Source organism: Ornithinimicrobium cerasi (genome assembly GCF_003702705.1).
GTDB lineage: Bacteria > Actinomycetota > Actinomycetes > Actinomycetales > Dermatophilaceae > Ornithinicoccus > Ornithinicoccus cerasi.
Genome location: NZ_QZMN01000003.1, coordinates 45,490 through 63,321 on the forward strand (window position 1 = coordinate 45,490; position 17,832 = coordinate 63,321).

17 protein-coding genes are annotated in these 17,832 nt (G+C 74.7%); 13 read left to right on the forward strand and 4 right to left on the reverse strand.

Annotated elements, in window-relative coordinates:
* Positions 1–6 precede the first annotated feature (6 nt).
* Complete coding sequence (locus D4B81_RS03840) at positions 7–981, reverse strand: hypothetical protein (RefSeq protein ID WP_161964979.1); 975 nt, start codon at positions 979–981, stop codon at positions 7–9.
* A gap of 111 nt (positions 982–1,092) precedes the next feature.
* On the opposite strand from D4B81_RS03840, the gene D4B81_RS03845 reads away from it, so the two are divergent.
* Entirely contained in the window at positions 1,093–1,752 is a 660-nt protein-coding gene (locus D4B81_RS03845) for a class I SAM-dependent methyltransferase (protein WP_122261181.1), read from the forward strand.
* Here the strand turns inward: D4B81_RS03845 and D4B81_RS03850 are convergent.
* The 3 genes from D4B81_RS03850 to D4B81_RS03860 all read right to left on the reverse strand — a co-directional run bounded on the left by D4B81_RS03850 (position 1,730) and on the right by D4B81_RS03860 (position 5,400).
* Complete coding sequence (locus D4B81_RS03850) at positions 1,730–3,118, reverse strand: hypothetical protein (RefSeq protein WP_122261182.1); 1,389 nt, start codon at positions 3,116–3,118, stop codon at positions 1,730–1,732. The genes D4B81_RS03845 and D4B81_RS03850 overlap by 23 nt on opposite strands.
* A 97-nt stretch (positions 3,119–3,215) precedes the next feature.
* Positions 3,216–4,385 carry an NADH-quinone oxidoreductase subunit D gene (locus tag D4B81_RS03855; RefSeq protein ID WP_237565802.1) on the reverse strand — a complete coding sequence of 390 codons (1,170 nt, stop codon included), beginning with the start codon at positions 4,383–4,385 and terminating at the stop codon, positions 3,216–3,218.
* Positions 4,386–4,395: 10 nt separating this feature from the next.
* Entirely contained in the window at positions 4,396–5,400 is a 1,005-nt protein-coding gene (locus D4B81_RS03860; protein ID WP_122261183.1) for an SAM-dependent methyltransferase, read from the reverse strand.
* Between the two features lie 88 nt (positions 5,401–5,488).
* Here D4B81_RS03860 and D4B81_RS03865 point away from each other — a divergent pair, with 88 nt between their 5' ends.
* The 12 genes from D4B81_RS03865 (at position 5,489) to D4B81_RS03920 (ending at position 17,804) form a co-directional block, all read left to right on the forward strand.
* The gene (locus tag D4B81_RS03865) at positions 5,489–7,069 is read left to right on the forward strand and encodes a DNA-3-methyladenine glycosylase 2 family protein (protein ID WP_237565803.1); all 1,581 of its coding nucleotides are present in this window, start codon (positions 5,489–5,491) and stop codon (positions 7,067–7,069) included.
* A complete protein-coding gene (locus tag D4B81_RS03870) occupies positions 7,066–7,560 on the forward strand; it encodes a methylated-DNA--[protein]-cysteine S-methyltransferase (RefSeq protein WP_122261185.1) in 495 nt (164 codons plus the stop codon). Before D4B81_RS03865 ends, D4B81_RS03870 begins: the two co-directional genes overlap by 4 nt.
* Before the next feature lie 107 nt (positions 7,561–7,667).
* A complete protein-coding gene (gene lysS, locus D4B81_RS03875) occupies positions 7,668–9,128 on the forward strand; it encodes a lysine--tRNA ligase (RefSeq protein ID WP_122261413.1) in 1,461 nt (486 codons plus the stop codon).
* A 4-nt stretch (positions 9,129–9,132) separates the two neighbouring features.
* Positions 9,133–9,348 (forward strand): hypothetical protein, encoded by a 216-nt coding sequence (locus D4B81_RS03880; RefSeq protein ID WP_337189858.1) that lies wholly within the window; start codon positions 9,133–9,135, stop codon positions 9,346–9,348.
* A 116-nt stretch (positions 9,349–9,464) separates the two neighbouring features.
* Complete coding sequence (locus D4B81_RS03885) at positions 9,465–9,824, forward strand: histone-like nucleoid-structuring protein Lsr2 (RefSeq protein WP_122261186.1); 360 nt, start codon at positions 9,465–9,467, stop codon at positions 9,822–9,824.
* Positions 9,825–10,133: 309 nt separating this feature from the next.
* A complete protein-coding gene (locus D4B81_RS03890) occupies positions 10,134–11,843 on the forward strand; it encodes a nitrite/sulfite reductase (RefSeq protein ID WP_122261187.1) in 1,710 nt (569 codons plus the stop codon).
* 35 nt (positions 11,844–11,878) lie between these two features.
* A complete protein-coding gene (locus D4B81_RS03895; RefSeq protein WP_237565828.1) occupies positions 11,879–12,607 on the forward strand; it encodes a phosphoadenylyl-sulfate reductase in 729 nt (242 codons plus the stop codon).
* Positions 12,604–13,548, forward strand: coding sequence for a sulfate adenylyltransferase subunit CysD (cysD, locus tag D4B81_RS03900; RefSeq protein ID WP_122261189.1), 945 nt, complete (start codon positions 12,604–12,606; stop codon positions 13,546–13,548). The genes D4B81_RS03895 and cysD overlap by 4 nt, the downstream gene beginning before the upstream one ends.
* Entirely contained in the window at positions 13,548–14,891 is a 1,344-nt protein-coding gene (locus D4B81_RS03905; RefSeq protein WP_122261190.1) for a sulfate adenylyltransferase subunit 1, read from the forward strand. The genes cysD and D4B81_RS03905 overlap by 1 nt, the downstream gene beginning before the upstream one ends.
* Positions 14,888–16,186, forward strand: coding sequence for a uroporphyrinogen-III C-methyltransferase (gene cobA / locus D4B81_RS03910; protein WP_122261191.1), 1,299 nt, complete (start codon positions 14,888–14,890; stop codon positions 16,184–16,186). Before D4B81_RS03905 ends, cobA begins: the two co-directional genes overlap by 4 nt.
* Complete coding sequence (locus D4B81_RS03915; RefSeq protein ID WP_122261192.1) at positions 16,183–17,103, forward strand: sulfite exporter TauE/SafE family protein; 921 nt, start codon at positions 16,183–16,185, stop codon at positions 17,101–17,103. Before cobA ends, D4B81_RS03915 begins: the two co-directional genes overlap by 4 nt.
* Positions 17,100–17,804, forward strand: coding sequence for a sirohydrochlorin chelatase (locus D4B81_RS03920; protein ID WP_122261193.1), 705 nt, complete (start codon positions 17,100–17,102; stop codon positions 17,802–17,804). The genes D4B81_RS03915 and D4B81_RS03920 overlap by 4 nt, the downstream gene beginning before the upstream one ends.
* The last annotated feature ends 28 nt before the right edge of the window (positions 17,805–17,832 follow it).

Genomic DNA, 17,832 nt, shown 5'->3' on the forward strand with positions numbered 1-17,832 from the left:
CCCCGGTCAGACCAGCGCCTGCGCCACGAAGTCGGCGACCCTCGGCGGCGTCGGGATGTCCAGGCGCGCGGGGTCGACGGGGTCGAGCAGCCGTACCCAGGACGCGGCCCGCTGCGCCGCGCCGAGCCGGTCGGCCGCCTCCACCAGGGCCAGGCGGTCGCGCCGCGCGACCTCCGGCCAGCGCTCCGCGTAGGCGTCCACCAGGCGGCGGGTCAGCGTGGTGTCGGGAAGCGGTGCCTCGAGCGGGACCGCGGCGGCGCCCCGCAGGGCACGGTGGAGCACGGACCACGGGTGGGACCAGAAGGCGTCGCCGAGGTCGAAGGCACGGCACGGGCGGTCCGGGTCCTGCGGGGCGCAGGCGTTGCCGGGGTGGACGTCGTTGGGCTGCAGGGTGCTGGGCACGCCCGAGGCGTCGAGCCGATCCATGGCCCGGCGGAAGCGGGGGAGGGCCGAGCGGGCGCCGGCCGCGGCCGCGGGGTCGAGGTGCTGGGCGTCGGTGCGCGGGCGGGCGGTCAGGCCCTCCACCGTGCCCGCCAGCCAGTCGGTCGCCCCTGCGGCCTCGAGCGCGGGCAGCATGGCCAGGCGGTCGCGGGAGCCCTCGCAGCGACGCTGGAGGTCGGCGGCGTCGCCCACGAGCCGCAGCCACCCGGCCCCGGAGCGCTCGACGGGCGGCCCACCGTCCGGCAGGAGCCACCACCCCTCCGACGGCAGCACCGCCCAGGGGACGACGACGTGCTCGGGGGCGAGCCGGCCGAGCGCCAGCAGCAGCTCGCCCTCGAAGGCCTGACCGGGGTTGCCCGCCTTGAGGTATGCCGTGCCGTCCCGGAGGGGGACCGCGTGCACCGCGGCCCAGAAGCGCACCTTGACCTCGGTCAGCGGCCCGGTGCGTCGCTCGCCCCGCGCCGCGAGCACCTCGTCGACCCAGGCCGTGGCCCGGGCACGGAAGGGAGCCGACCGCCACGTCGCCACCACGTCCTGCACCCGGGCAGGGTAGCGCCGGTGCGGCAGGGGCAGCCGGTGGGCGCACCCGGCGGGGGCACCTGCGGAACCCGGCACCGCGCCGCTGTCCGACCCCCGGCCTACAGTGACGGGATGAGCACCGAGCGCCACGAGGACGGCTCCGGCCTGGTCGACCCGAACCCCTCCTCACCGCGGCGGCCGACGACCCTGTGGCCGGGGCTGGACGACGTCGAGCACTCGCGGTGGTACGTCGAGCGGTTCCGGGGGCTGGCCGCGGACGGAGGCGACGTGCAGGGGGAGTCGCGGCTCGTCGACGTCCTCGCACCCAGGGGTGCCCGGCTGCTCGACGCCGGCTGCGGACCCGGACGCCACGGCGGTCACCTGTCCCGGCTCGGCCACCGGGTGGTCGGTGTCGACATCGACCCCGTCCTCGTCGCGGCCGCGCGGGAGGACCACCCCGGCGCGACGTGGCTGGTGGCCGACCTCGTCAGCCTCGACCTCGCGGCGCAGGGGGAGCCGGACGCGTTCGACGGCGCGCTCCTGGCCGGCAACGTCATGGACTTCATCCCCGGGCTGCACCGGGCCGAGGCCCTGCTCCGGGTGGCTGCGCACGTGCGACCGGGCGGCTTCGTCCTCCTCGGGTGCCGCACCGTCCGCGGCTTCACGCCGGAGGAGCTGGACGCGGTGCTCCCGGGCACCGGGTTGCGCCTCGAGCACCGCTTCGCCACCTGGGACCTGCAGCCCTGGGAGCCCGGGGCCAGCTTCTGCGTCAGCGTCCTGCGCCGCGTCTGACGCCCAGGCGGGGCAGGAGGACCCGGTGCACGACCAGCACGACCCCGCTGGCCACCAGGGCCGTGCCGAACACCGCGAGCGAGGACCCGACACCGCTCATCAGGTCCGGGTCGACGAGCACGACGACCGCGAGCGCGAGCATCAGCATGCCGCCGACGAGCTTGAGGATGCGGCCGTGCCGCTCCTGCAGGCGCGAGGCGCGCATCGTCACCACCGCGGTGGTGAAGATCGCGATCTCGTCGAGCTGGTAGATGAGCATGTAGAGGAGGAGCAGCACCACGAACGTGCCCGCCGACGCCTCCTGCGCGGTGAGCAGGTTGGTCCACAGCAGCGGGAAGCCCGCGGTGCAGCCGAACTCCACCAGCGACACTCCCGCGGCCAGCACCGCGGTCGCGCCCACGACCGCCGGCAGGTTGTCCCCCTGCGCCAGGACCCGGCGCATCGCCCGGTAGATGCCAGGCTTGCGCTCGTCCGCGATCGTGAACGAGAGACCCTGCCTGAACCAGAAGTAGTCCTTGATGCTCACCACCGCGAAGAGCAGCGCCACGAGGGCGACCAGCACCCGGATCCACGGGGCGAAGGCCACCACGGTGAAGACCGTGAAGAGCCCGGCGATGAACAGCGCGTAGATCGCGGCGGTGACGGCGATGAACGTCAGCCCGATGATCATCGTGCGGCGGCGCGACCCCGAGTTGAGCGACAGCGCGATGAGCACCGTGAGCACCCACAGGGAGCAGGGGTTGAAGCCGTCGACGAACGCGATCAGGGCGGTCGAGACCAGGAGCGAGCGCTCCCCCAGGTGGACGTCCCCGACGAGCGGGAGGCGCAGCACGTCGGCGGTGTCGTCCTCGGGCGCGCACTGGAAGGGGTTGTCGGCGGTCCCCTCGCAGACCTCCCCGGTGGCCACCGTCCCGGACGTCCCCTCGGGCAGCCGGACGTCGGCGGGGTCTGGGCACCCCTGGTCCGTGCAGCGCTGCACCTCGGCCTCGATCTGCACGTCGTGCACGCCCTCGCGGAAGCCGACCCAGGCGCGCTCGCCGACGAGGATCACCGGCACGCCCAGCGCGCGCACGCGGTAGCGCTCCAGAGCGTCGACCAGGCGCGCCCGTCCGGCCGCGTCCTCCCAGACCTCGACCGCGACCAGCCGCATGCCGGGGGTGCGCGCCTCCAGGTCCTCCAGCCACGGCCCGGTCACCGCGCACACGGGGCAGCCCTCGCCGTAGTAGTACTCGACGACGACCTCGGTCGTCACCTCCTCCTGCGCCCTCGCGCCCGGCGGGAGCGCGAGGTCGACCGTCAGGAGGGCGAGCACCAGCGCCAGCGCGCCGAGGAGCACGCGCCGGACGAGGTCGGTCCGGCCCCTCACCCCTCCATCCTCCCCGGCCCACGCGTCGGCGCGCAGCGTCCGCGGGTATGCCGTTGCTCACCCCCGGAGCACCGCGCCGCTCGGCCGGCGGCGGGGCCTACCGGTCGACGTCGCCCACGACGAAGAACATCGACCCCAGGATCGCCACCATGTCGGCCACGATCGTCCCCGGGAGCATCTCGCGCAGCACCTGCACGTTGCTGAACGAGGCCGACCGCAGCTTGAGGCGGTGCGGGGCCTTCTCTCCCCGGCTCACGAGGTAGTAGCCGTTGAACCCCAGCGGGTTCTCGCCCGCGAAGTAGTGCGCTCCCTCGGGCACCTTGAGGACCTTGGGCAGCTTGGTGCTGACCGGGCCGGGGCCCAGCTCCCGCAGGCGCTCCGTGCACGCCCGCGCCAGGTCGAGGGAGACGTGCACCTGCTCGGCGAGCACCTCCAGGCGGGCCAGGCAGTCACCGGCCTCGCGGGTGACCACCCGTCCCGGGCCCCCCTTGACGAAGAGCTCCCCGTAGGCGAGGTACGGCTCGTCGCGACGCAGGTCGACGTCCAGCCCCGACCCGCGCGCGATCGGGCCGGACACGCCATACCCCAGCACCTGTCCGAGCTCGAGGACGCCGACGCCCCGGGTCCGGGCGGTGACGATCTCGTTGCCGATGATCATCCCCTCCAGCTCGGGCATCCGGCTGCGCACCTTCTCCACGGCCGCGTCGACCCGGTCCAGCCAACCCTCGGGCAGGTCGTGCAGCAGCCCCCCGACGCGGGTCGCCATGTAGTGCATCCGCCCGCCGCTGTACTCCTCCATCACCGCCTGCAGCTCCTCACGCTCGCGGAAGCTGTAGAACATCGGCGTGATGGCGCCCAGCTCCAACGGGTAGGACCCCAGGAACATGAGGTGGTTGAGGACCCGGCTCAGCTCGGACAGCAGCGTCCTGGCCCAGGTCGCCCGCTCCGGTACCTCCATCCCGAGCAGGTGCTCGACGGTCAGCGCCACCCCCACCTCGTTGTTGAACGCCGACAGCCAGTCGTGGCGGTTGGCGAGCACGAGGATCTGGCGGTAGTCCCGCACCTCGAAGAGCTTCTCCGCGCCGCGGTGCATGTAGCCGATGACCGGCTCCGCCGCGACGATCCGTTCGCCGTCGACCGTGATGCGCAGGCGGAGCACCCCGTGCGTCGCCGGGTGCTGGGGGCCGATGTTGAGCACCATCTCCGTGGTGCTCAGCCCGCTCACCCCGGTCGCGCCGAGGGAGACGTCGAGGTCGCGCGTGCTCACCCGGCCCACCCTAGCCACGCACCGCCACCACCCACCGGAAGGAGCCCAGACCGCCCGGTGCGGTGAGGGCAGCCAGCGCACCCCTGCGGGCCAGGGCCGCCAGGTATGCCGGCGGGTCGGTCCGTGCGAGCTCGCGCGGCGGCTGGTCGGTCGGGGCGGGGGCGGTCGGGGCGGGGAGGAGGTCACGCAGGACTTCCGACTGGCGGGACACGTGACACCGGGTGAGACGGTGATCCACCGTCACGTCCTGGAGCGAGTCCACGGCCACGTGCGCGGTGAGGTCGCAGCTGCCGTCCGGGACCGGCTCGACCTCGCGACCGGAGCGGAAGCCGGTGAGCGTCCCGTGGTGCGGCCGGTCGGCGCGCGTGTGGCCGTAGTCGACGGCCACCACCACCCCGCGGTCCACCCGTCGCACCAGCTCGGCCCAGGCGAGGTCGCGCGGGCGCCCGACCTCGGCCCGCAGCACCTCCGGGCCGAGCCAGCGGTCCGCCCAGGCGAGGTCGGGCCCGGCCAGAGGCGCGCCCCGCCCCTCGGTGCCGTCGGGTGCGACGGTGACCGCACGCCATACCCCGCCGGCGTCCCGCTCCGCGACGGGGCAGGGGACGACGTCGAGCCACTCGTGCGCGAGAACGAGGGTGTCCCGCAACCCGGTGAGCGTCGGGGGGAGCGCGGCCCCGCCCGGCGAGACCAGCCAGTCGTCCACCTCGAGCCCGTCCGGACGGGCGACGACGTCGACGCCGGTGAGGCGCAGGGCGGGTTCGAGCCGCCGGAGGTGACCCAGCAGCTCACCGCGCCCGGTCCCGACGTCCACCACAGCCGGGCACCCGTGCCGCCGGGCCAGCGCGAGGACCGCCTCGGCCAGCACCTCCCCGGCGCCGGGGACCCCCTGGACCGACGTCGCGAAGTGCTCGCCGGGAGCGGCCCCGCGGTAGAACCCCCGCTCGCCGTAGAGCGCCTCCTGCCAGGCGACCACCCACGGCACCCGCCGGGCGCGGGGGGCTGGCTCGACGACCATGGGCGGTCAGTCTGGCACGCGGGGGCCCGTGACGCCGATGTCGTTTTCCTGCTAGACCAACCCGGGGCGGCGGGGCAGGATGGACGTCGTGAGCGTCTCCACCTTCCACCTCGACCACGACCGCTGCTCGGCGGTCGTGCGGAGCCGGGACCCCCGCTTCGACGGGTGGTTCGTGACCGCCGTGCGCAGCACCCGCATCTACTGCCGGCCCAGCTGCCCGGCGGTCACCCCCAAGGTGGTCAACATGCGGTTCTACCGCTCGGCGGCCGCGGCCCAGGCCGACGGCTACCGCGCCTGCCGTCGCTGCCGCCCCGACGCGACGCCCGGCTCCCCAGAGTGGCACGTCCGCGGCGACGTGGTGGCCCGAGCCGTGCGGCTCGTCGCCGACGGGGTGGTCGAGCGCGAGGGGGTCGGGGGCCTGGCCGCGCGACTGGGCTACTCCACCCGCCAGGTCGAGCGGCTGGTGAGCGCCGAGCTCGGCGCCGGGCCGCTCGCGCTGGCCCGTGCGCAGCGGGCGCGGACGGCCCGGGTGCTCCTGGAGAGCAGCGGGCTGCCGATGGCCGAGGTCGCCTTCGCGGCCGGCTTCTCCAGCATCCGCTCGTTCAACGACACGGTGCGCGCCGTCTACGCCGCCACGCCCACCGAGCTGCGCGCCGCTGCCCGTCGGGGGGAGCGGCCCGTCCCGTCGGGGGTGCGCGGGGCGCCCGGGGTGACCGGGCAGGGCGCGGTCGAGCGACCCGTCGTCGTGCTGCAGCTCCGGCTGCCCTTCCGCCCGCCGCTGCACGCGGTGAGCCTCTTCGGCCACCTGGCCGCCACCGCCGTCCCGGGCCTGGAGGTCTGGCGGTCGGGTCGCCTCGCGCGCAGCCTGGCGCTGCCCCACGGCAGCGGCGTCGTGCGGCTGACGCCGCCCGAGGAGGGCGAGCGGCACGTCGGGACCGAGCTGTGGCTGGAGGACGTGCGAGACCTGCCCGCGGCGATCCAGCGGGTGCGCCGGCTGCTGGACCTCGACGCCGACCCCGAGGCGGTCGACGCGCACCTGGCCGGCGACCCCCGGCTGGAGCCCCTGGTCCGGGCCCGCCCCGGGGTCCGGCTGCCCGGCACCGTGGAGGCGTCCGAGCTCCTCGTCCGGGCGGTCCTGGGGCAGCAGGTCTCGACGGCTGCCGCCGCCACGCACACGGCCCGGCTGGTGGGCAGGTTCGGCCGTCCCCTCCCTTCCCCGCTGCTGATGGACGGTGGACCGACGCACCTCTTCCCGACCGCGGAGGCGATCGCCGGAGCCGACGAGGACCAGCTCCCGGGCCTGCCCTCCAGCCGACGACGGACGCTCCTCACCGTCGCCGGCGCGCTCGCCGGGGCCGGTCTGGACCTCGGGCCGGGGTCGTCGTGGGAGCAGGCGCGCGCGGACCTGCTCGCGCTGCCCGGCGTCGGTCCGTGGACGACCGAGATGGTGGCGCTCCGCGGGCTCGGCGACCCCGACGCCTTTCCCGCGACCGACCTCGGGGTCCGCGTCGTGGCCGGTGCGCTGGGGCTGCCGACCGCCCCCCGGGCGCTCCTGTCCCGGGCGGAGCGGTGGCGCCCCTGGCGCTCCTACGCCGTCCAGCTGCTGTGGGCCTCCGGCGACCACGCCGTGACGAGGCTTCCCGACCGCCCCACCCAGGAGATGCCATGAAGCACACCCGCGTGACCGTCGACTCGCCGGTCGGGCCGCTCGCCCTCGTCAGCGACGGGACGAACCTGACCGGGGTCTTCTTCGAGGAGCACCGGCACGCGCCGGGGGACCTCGGCCCCGACACCCCTCTGACCCAGGCGCCCCCGGTGCTCCGAAACGCGGCGGTCCAGCTCGAGGAGTACTTCCGGGGGGAGCGCCAGGACTTCGACCTGCCGGTGACGGCGGTGGGCACGGACTTCCAGCGGCGGGTGTGGGCCCTGCTGCGCACCATCCCCTACGGACGCACCTGGTCCTACGGCCAGCTCGCCGTGGCGCTCGGTCAGCCCGGCGCCTCCCGGGCCGTCGGCCTCGCCAACGGCCGCAACCCCGTGTCCATCGTCGTCCCGTGCCACCGGGTCGTCGGCTCCGACGGCGCCATCACCGGGTACGGCGGAGGGGTGGCGCGCAAGCAGCAGCTGCTCGACCTCGAACGCGGTGCCGCACTCTTCTGACCGTGCGGACCGGTCGGGCGGTCGGGGGGCACGGGCGCGGCGGATACCCTGTTGGGGTGAGTGACGCGTCCCCCCACCCCACCCCCGAGGCCGACCTTCCCGAGCAGATGAAGGTCCGCCGTGCCAAGCGCGAGGCGCTGCTGGCCGACGGGGAGGCGTACGTCGTCGGGGTGCCCACCACCCACACGATCGGGCAGGTGCGCGAGGGCTGGGCAACCCTGGCGACGGGGGAGGAGACCCAGGACGAGGTCGGGGTCGCGGGGCGCGTGGTCTTCGTCCGCAACACCGGCAAGCTCTGCTTCGCCACCCTCCAGTCGGGGGACGGCACCCGGCTCCAGGCGATGCTCTCGCTGGCCGAGGTCGGCCAGGAGGCCCTGGACCGGTGGAAGGCGCTCGTCGACCTCGGCGACCACGTGTTCGTCCACGGCAGGGTCATCTGCTCGCGTCGGGGCGAGCTGTCGGTGATGGCGTCGTCCTGGCAGATGGTCTCCAAGGCCCTGCGCCCGCTCCCGGTCCTGCACAAGGACCTCTCGGAGGAGCAGCGGGTGCGGCAGCGCTACGTGGACCTGATCGTCCGCGACGAGGCCAGGCGGATGGTGCGCACCAAGGCCACCGTCCTGCGCTCGGTCCGCGCCACCCTGGACGAGCTCGGGTTCGTCGAGGTCGAGACCCCCATCCTGTCCACGATCCACGGTGGCGCGGCCCACCCGTTCTCGACCCATCTCAACGCCTTCGACATCGACATGTACCTGCGGGCGTACACGGAGATCGCCCTGAAGAAGGCCGTGGTCGGAGGGATCGAGAAGGTCTACGAGATCGGTCGCGTCTTCCGCAACGAGGGGATCGACTCCACCCACTCGGCGGAATTCACCGAGCTGGAGTTCTACGAGGCCTACGGGGACCAGTTCACCGCCGCCGATCGCACGCGGTCGATCATTCTCAATGCCGCCGAGGCGACCGGCGTCGGCACGACGGTCACCGATTACCGGGGCCGCGAGATCGACCTCGCCGGTGAATGGCGCTGGCTGCCCATCCTCGACGCCGTCTCGGAAGCGGTCGGCGAGCAGGTCGTGGCCCAGGAGGACGCCGAGAACATCGCCCGACTTCGGCGGTCGGCGGAAAGTCACGACGTCGCCCTGCAGCCGGGATGGGACGCCGGGGAGATCATTCTCGAGATCTTCGAGCAGCTGGTCGAGGAGACCCTGATCCAGCCCACCTTCGTCTGCGACTATCCCGAGTCGGTCCGTCCCCTCGCCCGTCGCCACCGGGACCACCCCGGCCTCGTCGAGGCGTGGGACCTCATCATCGGCGGCGTCGAGCTGGCGCCCAGCTACACCGAGCTCGTCGACCCGGTGATCCAGCGCGAGCGGCTCACCGCGCAGGCCGCCCTCGCGGCCGGTGGCGACCCCGCGGCCATGCAGCTCGACGAGGACTTCCTGCGGGCCCTGGAGTACGGCGCCCCGCCCATGGGAGGCACGGGCATGGGCATCGACCGGCTCGTCATGCTGCTCACCGGCGCCGGCATCCGCGAGACGATCCTCTTCCCCCTGCTCAAGCCGGAGGCCTGAGACCGTGGAGATCCTCACCGAGGGCTGGATGATCCTGGCCGCGCTGCTCCCCTCCATCGGGCTGCTCTTCCTCTTCTGGGTCATCCTCAAGCACATCGTCGAGGGGGACCGTCGTGAGCGCGCCGCGTTGCGCAGGTGGGAGGCGGAACGGGACGCGGAGATGGCCGACAAGTCCGGCGAGTCCGGCGAGCGGGACAAGCCGATGAATTCGGCCGGGTAATCCCCTTCGGCGAAACTCCCCCCCCCGATTCTTCTCGCCGGGCCGAACGTCGGCTACGCTTTAGATCACCACTATCCCTGTAGTGGTATCGGGACAGACAAAGAAGTGGAGAGACTATGGTGCAGCGTGTCCAGGTTGTTCTCGAGGACGACGTGACCGGTGGCGAGGCCACGGAGACGGTGGAGTTCTCCCTCGACGGCGTGAGCTACGAGATCGACGTCAACGACGAGAACGCCTCTCGCCTCCGCAACGACCTCGCGGTGTGGATCGCCGACGCCCGACGGGCAGGTGGGCGGCGCCAGACCCGTCGCCGCCAGTCCTCAGGCTCAGGCTCTGGCTCCGGCACGGGCTCGGCATCGGCCAAGTCCGAGGAGCTGGCCCGCGTCCGTGAGTGGGGCCGGGAGAACGGTTACAAGGTGAGCTCGCGCGGCCGCGTGCCGCAGGAGCTCCAGGACGCGTACGCCGCGGCGCACTGACGCCCGCGCGACCACGCGCCGACGGCGGGCCGGATCCCTTCGGGGAGCCGGCCCGCCGTCGTCTGTCGGGCCGTGTCAGGTAACGATTTGTTCCCAGACCGATAAGGGTGCATGATGGGCGCATGGATTCCCGGGGCCGCCGCCTCACGCGGTGCTACGAGCTGGACCTCTCGCGCGTCAGCAGCATGCTGATGCGCTCCTGCCGCTGAACCCCGCACCCTCGTCCCGCAACCCGCTCGTCGCGGTGTGACGCACCGCCGCGCGACCGGCGCCACGGCATACCCCGTGGCCGTCCCCCAGGAGAGGTCCATGACCGTCCATGCCCCCACGCCGCCGCGCGTCCGCCCGTCCCGCTCGACCAGGTCCCAGGGCCAGTGGGCCGTCGACGGCCCGGAGGCGCTGAACGACAACGAGCGCTTCAAGGCGCAGGACAACGGTCTCAACGTCCGCGAGCGGATCGAGACCGTCTACGCCCGGGACGGGTTCGACTCCATCCCGACCGACGACCTCCACGGCCGGTTCCGCTGGTGGGGTCTCTACACCCAGCGCCGGCCGGGGATCGACGGCGGCCGGACCGCCCAGCTCGAGCCCCACGAGCTCGAGGACCGCTACTTCATGCTCCGGGTGCGCACGGACGGTGCCCTGCTCGGGCCGCGGGAGCTGCGGGTGCTGGGCGACATCTCCACCGACCTCGCACGCGGGACCGCCGACATCAGCGACCGCCAGAACATCCAGTACCACTGGGTCCGCATCGAGGACGTGCCCGAGATCTGGCGGCGGCTCGAGGCGGTGGGGCTGCAGACGACCGAGGCCTGCGGCGACACCCCGCGCGGCTTCCTCGGCAGCCCGGTGGCCGGCGTCGCGGCCGACGAGATCATCGACCCCACCCCGGTCATCGAGGAGATCACACGCCGCTTCGTCGGTGACCCCGAGCTGGCCAACCTGCCCCGCAAGTTCAAGAGCGCCATCACCGGCCACCCGAGCCTCGACGTCGTCCACGAGATCAACGACGTGTCCCTCGTCGGGGTCGTGCACCCCGAGCTGGGCCCCGGGTACGACCTGTGGGTCGGCGGCGCGCTCTCGACCGCGCCGCGGCTGGCCGAGCGGCTCGGGGCGTTCGTGCCGCCGGAGCAGGCCGCCGACGTCTGGCACGGCGTCATCCAGGTCTTCCGGGACTACGGCTTCCGGCGCCTGCGCAACAAGGCGCGCCTGAAGTTCCTGCTGGCCGAGTGGGGCGCGGAGCGGTTCCGCGAGGTGCTCGAGACGGAGTACCTCGGCTACCGCCTGCCCGACGGACCGGCCCCCGCGGTCCCCACCACCTCCGGCGACCACGTGGGTGTGCACGCCCAGAAGGACGGCCGCTTCTACGTCGGGGCGGCCCCCACGGTCGGGCGGGTCGGCGGGAGCACCCTGCGCGGCCTGGCGGACCTGGTCGAGCGCGTGGGCGCCGACGGCGTGCGGCTCACCGCCTTCCAGAAGCTCGTCGTGCTCGGGGTGCCCGCCGAGCGGGTCGAGGAGCTCCTCGCCGGCCTGGCGCCCCTCGGCCTGACGGCGCGACCCAGCCTCTTCCGCCGCTCCACGATGGCGTGCACCGGGATCGAGTTCTGCAAGCTCGCGATCGTGGAGACGAAGGAGACCGCCGCGCGCGCCATCGCCACCCTGGAGGACCGGCTGGCCGAGGTCGAGCCGCTGCTCGACGGGCCGATCTCCCTGCACGTCAACGGCTGCCCGAACTCGTGCGCCCGCATCCAGACCGCCGACATCGGCCTCAAGGGCCAGATCGTCACCGTGGACGGGGAGCAGGTGCCCGGCTTCCAGGTGCACCTCGGGGGCGGGCTCGCCTCCGCCGACCGCGACGAGGAGGCCGGTCTGGGTCGCACGGTCCGCGGGCTCAAGGTCACCGCCGAGGAGCTGCCCGACTACGTGGAACGGGTGGTGCGCAGCTACGCCGCGCAGCGCGTGCCGGGCGAGGCGTTCGCCACCTGGGCGCACCGTGCCGACGAGGAGGACCTGACGTGAGCGTCGCCACCACGGACGAGGTGCGGGCCGGTCGGCTGCGCGACGTCGCGCTCGAGGCGCAGGACCGGTTCGCCGACGCCGACGCCGACGCCGTCCTCGCCTGGGCGGCCGGGCGGTTCGGCCGCCGCCTCGCCGTCGCGTGCAGCATGGCCGACGCCGTGCTGCCCCACCTGGTCGCCGAGCACGTCCCGGGCGTCGACGTCCTCTTCCTCGACACGGGCTACCACTTCCCGGAGACCGTGGCCACGCGCGACCGGGTCGCCGACCTGCTGGACGTCACCGTGGTCGACGTGCGGCCGCAGCTGTCGGTCGCCGAGCAGGACACGGCCCACGGCCCCGACCTCTTCGCCCGGGACCCCGGCGCCTGCTGCCGACTGCGCAAGGTGGAGCCACTGCGGGACGCCCTCTCCGGGTACGACGCCTGGGTCACCGGGGTGCGGCGCGAGGAGGGGCCGACGCGAGCCGGCACGCCTCTGGTCACCTGGGACGAGACGTTCGGCCTGGTGAAGATCAACCCCCTGGCCGCCTGGACCTTCGAGGAGCTCCTCGCCTACTCCGAGCGGCACCTCCTGCCGTCCAACCCTCTTCTGGCGCAGGGCTACCCGTCGATCGGGTGCCGACCGTGCACCCGGGCGGTGGCGCCGGGGGAGGACCCGCGCGCGGGCCGGTGGGCCGGGTCCGCCAAGACCGAGTGCGGCCTCCACCCCGGCTCGCCCGCCACCCCCACCCTCCTCCCCACCCCGACCACCGAGGAGACGCGATGACCACGCTGACCCGCGACCGGAGCACGGCCCACCACCAGGCGCCCGCGCCGGCGCCCGACCTGCTCGACGCGCTGGAGAGCGAGGCCGTCCACATCATCCGGGAGGTGGTCGCCGAGCTCGAGCGGCCGGTGCTGCTCTTCTCCGGCGGCAAGGACTCGGTGGTGATGCTCCACCTGGCCGCGAAGGCGCTGTGGCCGGCTCGGGTGCCGTTCCCGGTGCTGCACGTCGACACCGGCCACAACTTCCCGGAGGTCCTGGCCTTCCGCGACACGACGGTGGAGCGGCTCGGGGTCGAGCTGGTCGTCGCCAGCGTGCAGGACTACCTGGACGACGGGAGGCTGCGCGAGCGCGCCGACGGCACGCGCAACCCGCTGCAGACCCTGCCCCTGCTGGACGCGATCGAGACCCACCGCTTCGACGGCGTCTTCGGCGGCGGCCGGCGCGACGAGGACAAGGCGCGGGCCAAGGAGCGGGTCATCAGCCTGCGCGACGCGTTCGGCCAGTGGGACCCCAAGAACCAGCGCCCGGAGCTGTGGCGCCTCTACAACACCCGTCACCGCCCCGGCGAGCACGTGCGGGTCTTCCCGCTGAGCAACTGGACCGAGCTCGACGTGTGGCGCTACGTCGCCCGCGAGGGCATCGGGCTGCCCGACCTCTACTACGCCCACGAGCGGGAGGTCTTCGAGCGCGACGGGATGCTCCTCACCCCCGGTCCGTGGACCGCGCCCCGGCCGGGCGAGACGGTGACCACGCGCACCGTCCGCTACCGCACCGTCGGCGACATGTCGTGCACCGGTGCGGTGCTCTCGGACGCCGCCGACGTGTCCGCGGTCATCGCCGAGGTCGCCGCGACGACCGTCACCGAGCGTGGCGCGACCCGTGCCGACGACCGCCTCTCCGAGGCCGCCATGGAGGACCGCAAGAAGGAGGGGTACTTCTGATGAGCACCGTGACCGAGCACCCGACCGGGGACCTGGCCGAGCACCTGGCCGGGGCGGCGCGCACCCCCGGCCTGCTGCGGCTGGCGACCGCGGGCTCCGTCGACGACGGCAAGTCCACGCTCGTCGGGCGGCTGCTGCACGACACCAGGTCGGTCCTCGCCGACCAGATGGCAGCCGTCGAGCAGGCCTCCCGCCGCCGCGGCTGGACCGGCGAGCTGGCCGACCTGGCGCTGCTGACCGACGGCCTGCGCGCCGAGCGCGAGCAGGGCATCACGATCGACGTCGCCTACCGCTACTTCGCCACCGCCCGCAGGTCGTTCATCCTGGCCGACTGCCCCGGCCACGTGCAGTACACCCGGAACACGGTGACCGGCGCCTCGACCGCTGACGTCGTCGTCGTCCTCGTCGACGCCCGCCACGGGGTCGTCGAGCAGACCCGCCGCCACCTCGCCGTGGTCGGGCTGCTCCGCGCCCCGCACGTCATCGTCGCGCTCAACAAGATCGACCTCGTCGGGGACGCGGAGTCCGTGCACGCAGCGGTCTCCGCCGACGTGGACGCGCTGGCGCCCGTCCTCGGGCTGGACGACGTGCGGGTGGTCCCCGTCTCCGCCCTGCTCGGCGACAACGTCGTGGAACGCTCGGTGCGCACGCCCTGGTACGCCGGGCCGACGCTCCTGGAGCTCCTGGAGAACCTGCCGACCGCCACCCAGGAGCCCTCGGCCGTCCTGCGCTTCCCGGTCCAGCTGGTCATCCGCCCGCAGCACGGCGCGGTCGACCCCGCCCACGTCGACTACCGGGGGTATGCCGGTCACGTCGCCTCCGGCGCGGTCGCCGTCGGCGACGAGGTGGTCGTGGCCTCGTCGGGGCGGCGCACGACGGTGGTCGGGATCGACCACGGGGGGCGCAGCGTCCGGCAGGCCGAGGCACCGCTGTCGGTCACCCTGCGGCTGGCCGACCAGCTCGACATCTCCCGCGGCGACCTCATCGCCGCGGCGCAGGACGCACCGCTGTCCGTGCAGGCGACGGAGGCGGTGCTCTGCTGGCTCGCCGAGCAGCCCCTCCTCCCCGGCGCGCGGGTGCTTCTCAAGCACGGCACGCGCACGGTCCGGGCCAGGGTCGCGGCGCTGCACGACCGGCTCGACGTCGCGGCGATGCTCGTCACCCCCGTGGGCGCAGGAGGGGCGGGGCTGAACGACCTCGTCAGCGTCTCCCTCGCGCTCGCGGAGCCGCTGCCGCTGGAGGACTACGCCCGCTCCCGCGACGGCGGCAGTCTGCTGGTCATCGATCCGCACGACGGCACCACCCTGGCCGCAGGCCTGGTCGGCGCCGGGCTGAGGGTCTGACCGTGGCCGTCACGCTGCTCGGGCTGGTGCTCGAGGGCCGCGCGGTCGTCCTGGTGGGCGGCGGTGCGGTGACCGCCCGCCGAGCCCGCGACCTGCTCGACGACGGCGGCGTGGTCACCGTCGTCGCGCCCGACCTCGTGCCCGAGCTGGCCGAGCTCGTGGCGGCCGGGCGGGTCGGCTGGGTGGACCGTGGCTACCTCGGTGCCCCGGACCTGGCCGGGGCCTGGCTCGTGCACACGGCGACCGGTGACCCCGTCGTCGACGCGCAGGTCGCCGCCGACGCGGAGGCGCAGCGCACCTTCTGCGTCAACGCCGGCGCGGCCGGCGCGGGCAGCGCCCAGGTGCCCGCCCGCGGCGAGGTGCGCACCCCCGACGGACCGGTCCGCGTGGCCGTCCACGCCGGCGGTGACCCGCGGCGGGCGGCGGCGGTGCGCACCTCCGTCGTCGAGCACGTGGGCTCGGGGGTGGCGGACCTGCGTGCGCGGCGCGCCCGCGGCCTGCCCCGGGGTGCGCGGAGGGGGAGCGCGACCGGCTGGGTCGCCCTGGTGGGCGCCGGGCCCGGTGACGACGGTCTGCTCACCCGCCGGGCGTCCACACTGCTCGCCGCCGCCGACGTGGTCGTCACCGACCGGCTGGTGCCGACCGGGGTGCTGGCCGGGCTACCCGAGGGCGTGCGGGTCGTCGACGTCGGCAAGACGTCCGGGCACCACCCGGTGCCGCAGGAGGAGATCAACCGGCTCCTCGTCGAGGAGGCGCTGGCCGGCCGCGGCGTGGTGCGGTTCAAGGGCGGCGACCCCTACGTCCTCGGCCGGGGCGGCGAGGAGCGTCTGGCCTGCGAGCGGGCCGGGGTCCGGGTGGAGGTGGTGCCCGGCATCACCAGCGCCGTGTCGGTCCCCGCAGCGGCCGGCATCCCGGTGACGCACCGCGGGGTGGCCAGGGGGTTCACCGTGGTGACCGGCCACGAGGACGTCCCGACGCTGCCCCCCGGCACCGACCACACCCTGGTGCTCCTCATGGGCGTCGCGACCCTGCGCCGGACCGCCGAGCTGCTCGTGGCGGGCGGGCGCCCGGCCGGCTGCCCCGTCGGCATCGTCGAGCGTGGCTGGACGCCGGACCAGCGGGTGACGCTCGGCACGCTCGCCGACATCGCGGAGCGGGCCGAGCTGGTGGGGGTCGCCTCGCCCGCCGTGGTCGTCGTCGGTGACGTCGTGCGCCTCGCGCACGACTGGGTCACCGAGGCGCATGGCGGGGCCGGTGCGCCCGACCCGGTGACCGTGCGGGGAGCGGTCGCGTGACGCACCTCCTGCTCATCGCGCTCGCCGGGTTCGGGGCCCAGCTCGTCGACGGCTCCCTGGGGATGGGCTACGGCGTGACGTCCGCGTCCCTGCTGCTCGCCACCGGGCTGGCCCCGGCCCTGGCCAGCGCCTCGGTCAACCTGGCCCAGCTGGGGACCACGCTGTCCTCGGGCGCGAGCCACTGGCGCGCCGGCAACGTCGACTGGGCGATCGTGCGGCGCCTCGCGCTGCCGGGCGGGATCGGGGGACTGCTCGGCGCCACCCTGCTGTCCTCGCTGTCCACCGACGCCGCCCGCCCGGTGATGGCCGTCCTGCTCCTGCTGCTCGGCGTCGCGGTCGTGCTGCGCTTCCTCACCCGCCCGCCGCTCGCGGGGGTGCGGGAGCGCCCGTGGACGCGCAGCCGCCGGTTCCTCGGGCCGCTCGGGCTGGTCGGCGGCTTCGTCAACGCGACCGGGGGCGGCGGGTGGGGGCCCGTCGTCACCTCCACCCTGCTCAGCACCGGTCCGACCACGCCGCGCCGCGTCATCGGGTCGGTGTCCGCGTCGGAGTTCGTCGTCACCGTGTGCGCCAGCGTCGGGTTCCTCCTCGGGCTCGGCCTGTCCGGGCTGCACCTGGGGACGATCGTGGCGCTGATGGCCGGGGGGGTCCTCGCGGCCCCGGTGGCGGCGACCCTGGCCGGCCGCCTGCCGGCCCAGGTCCTGGGCGTGGCCGTCGGGTCGATGATCCTCAACCTCAACCTCGGCCCGGTCCTCGACGTCCTGGGCGTCCCGGGTACGCCGTCCACCGTCGCCCGGGCCGTCGTGCTGACGGCCACCGTGCTCCTGGTCGTCGGCGTCGCGGCGAGGCGCGTGCTGCGGAGGGGTCGCGAGGCTGAGGCCTCCCGTCCGGGCGACCCCGTCGGCGTGGCTGCCCCGTGAGCCGCCGTCCGCTCGTCGTCGCGGCCCACGGCACCGCGAGCGGGGAGGGCAGGAAGGTCGTGGAGGGGTGCGCCGCGGCGGCCGCGGCCGAGCTGGGGGTCGCCCACGCCGTCGGCTACGTCGACGTCTGCGGGCCGACGCTGGAGGAGGTCCTCGCGTCCGAGGGGTCGGCCGGGGCTGGTCCGGTCGTCGTCCCCTACTTCCTCGCCTCGGGCTACCACGTGCGCCAGGACGTCCCGGGCGCCGTCGCCGAGGTCGCCGGCGCCCTCGTGACGCCCGCCCTGGGCGTCGAGCCGGAGGTGGTGGACGCGCTCGCGGACCGGGTGCTCGAGGTCCTGCCCGACGCCGACGGCGTGGTCGTCACCGCGGCGGGGTCGAGCGTGGACAGCGCCCGCGCCGAGGTGGCCCTGGTCGCGGACCTGCTGGGGGAGCGCCTCGGGGTGCCGACGCGGACGGCATACCTCTCGGGTCCCGGTCCACGGCCGGCGTCGGAGGTGAGCAGCCTGCGCGAGGTGGGCTGCCACCGGGTCGCGCTCGCCGCGCACCTGCTCGCGCCCGGTCACTTCCTCGACCGCGCCCACGCCGCCGCCCTCGACCTGGGGCGCGTCGCCACCGGCCCCCTCGGGACCCACCCCGCCCTCGCCGCCCTCGTCGTGCGGCGCTACCGGGAGGCGCTGGACCGACCGTCGCCGCTGTCGTGACACCACGAACGCCCTGGCGACGCCTGCG

What these genes read in the sequence shown, in the direction of transcription:
- D4B81_RS03845 (WP_122261181.1), top strand. Translation starts at nt 1,093, where the DNA reads ATGAGCACCGAGCGCCACGAGGACGGCTCCGGCCTGGTCGACCCGAAC.
- D4B81_RS03860 (WP_122261183.1), bottom strand. Translation starts at nt 5,400, where the DNA reads ATGGTCGTCGAGCCAGCCCCCCGCGCCCGGCGGGTGCCGTGGGTGGTC.
- D4B81_RS03870 (WP_122261185.1), top strand. Translation starts at nt 7,066, where the DNA reads ATGAAGCACACCCGCGTGACCGTCGACTCGCCGGTCGGGCCGCTCGCC.
- lysS (WP_122261413.1), top strand. Translation starts at nt 7,668, where the DNA reads ATGAAGGTCCGCCGTGCCAAGCGCGAGGCGCTGCTGGCCGACGGGGAG.
- D4B81_RS03885 (WP_122261186.1), top strand. Translation starts at nt 9,465, where the DNA reads ATGGTGCAGCGTGTCCAGGTTGTTCTCGAGGACGACGTGACCGGTGGC.
- D4B81_RS03890 (WP_122261187.1), top strand. Translation starts at nt 10,134, where the DNA reads ATGACCGTCCATGCCCCCACGCCGCCGCGCGTCCGCCCGTCCCGCTCG.
- cysD (WP_122261189.1), top strand. Translation starts at nt 12,604, where the DNA reads ATGACCACGCTGACCCGCGACCGGAGCACGGCCCACCACCAGGCGCCC.
- D4B81_RS03905 (WP_122261190.1), top strand. Translation starts at nt 13,548, where the DNA reads ATGAGCACCGTGACCGAGCACCCGACCGGGGACCTGGCCGAGCACCTG.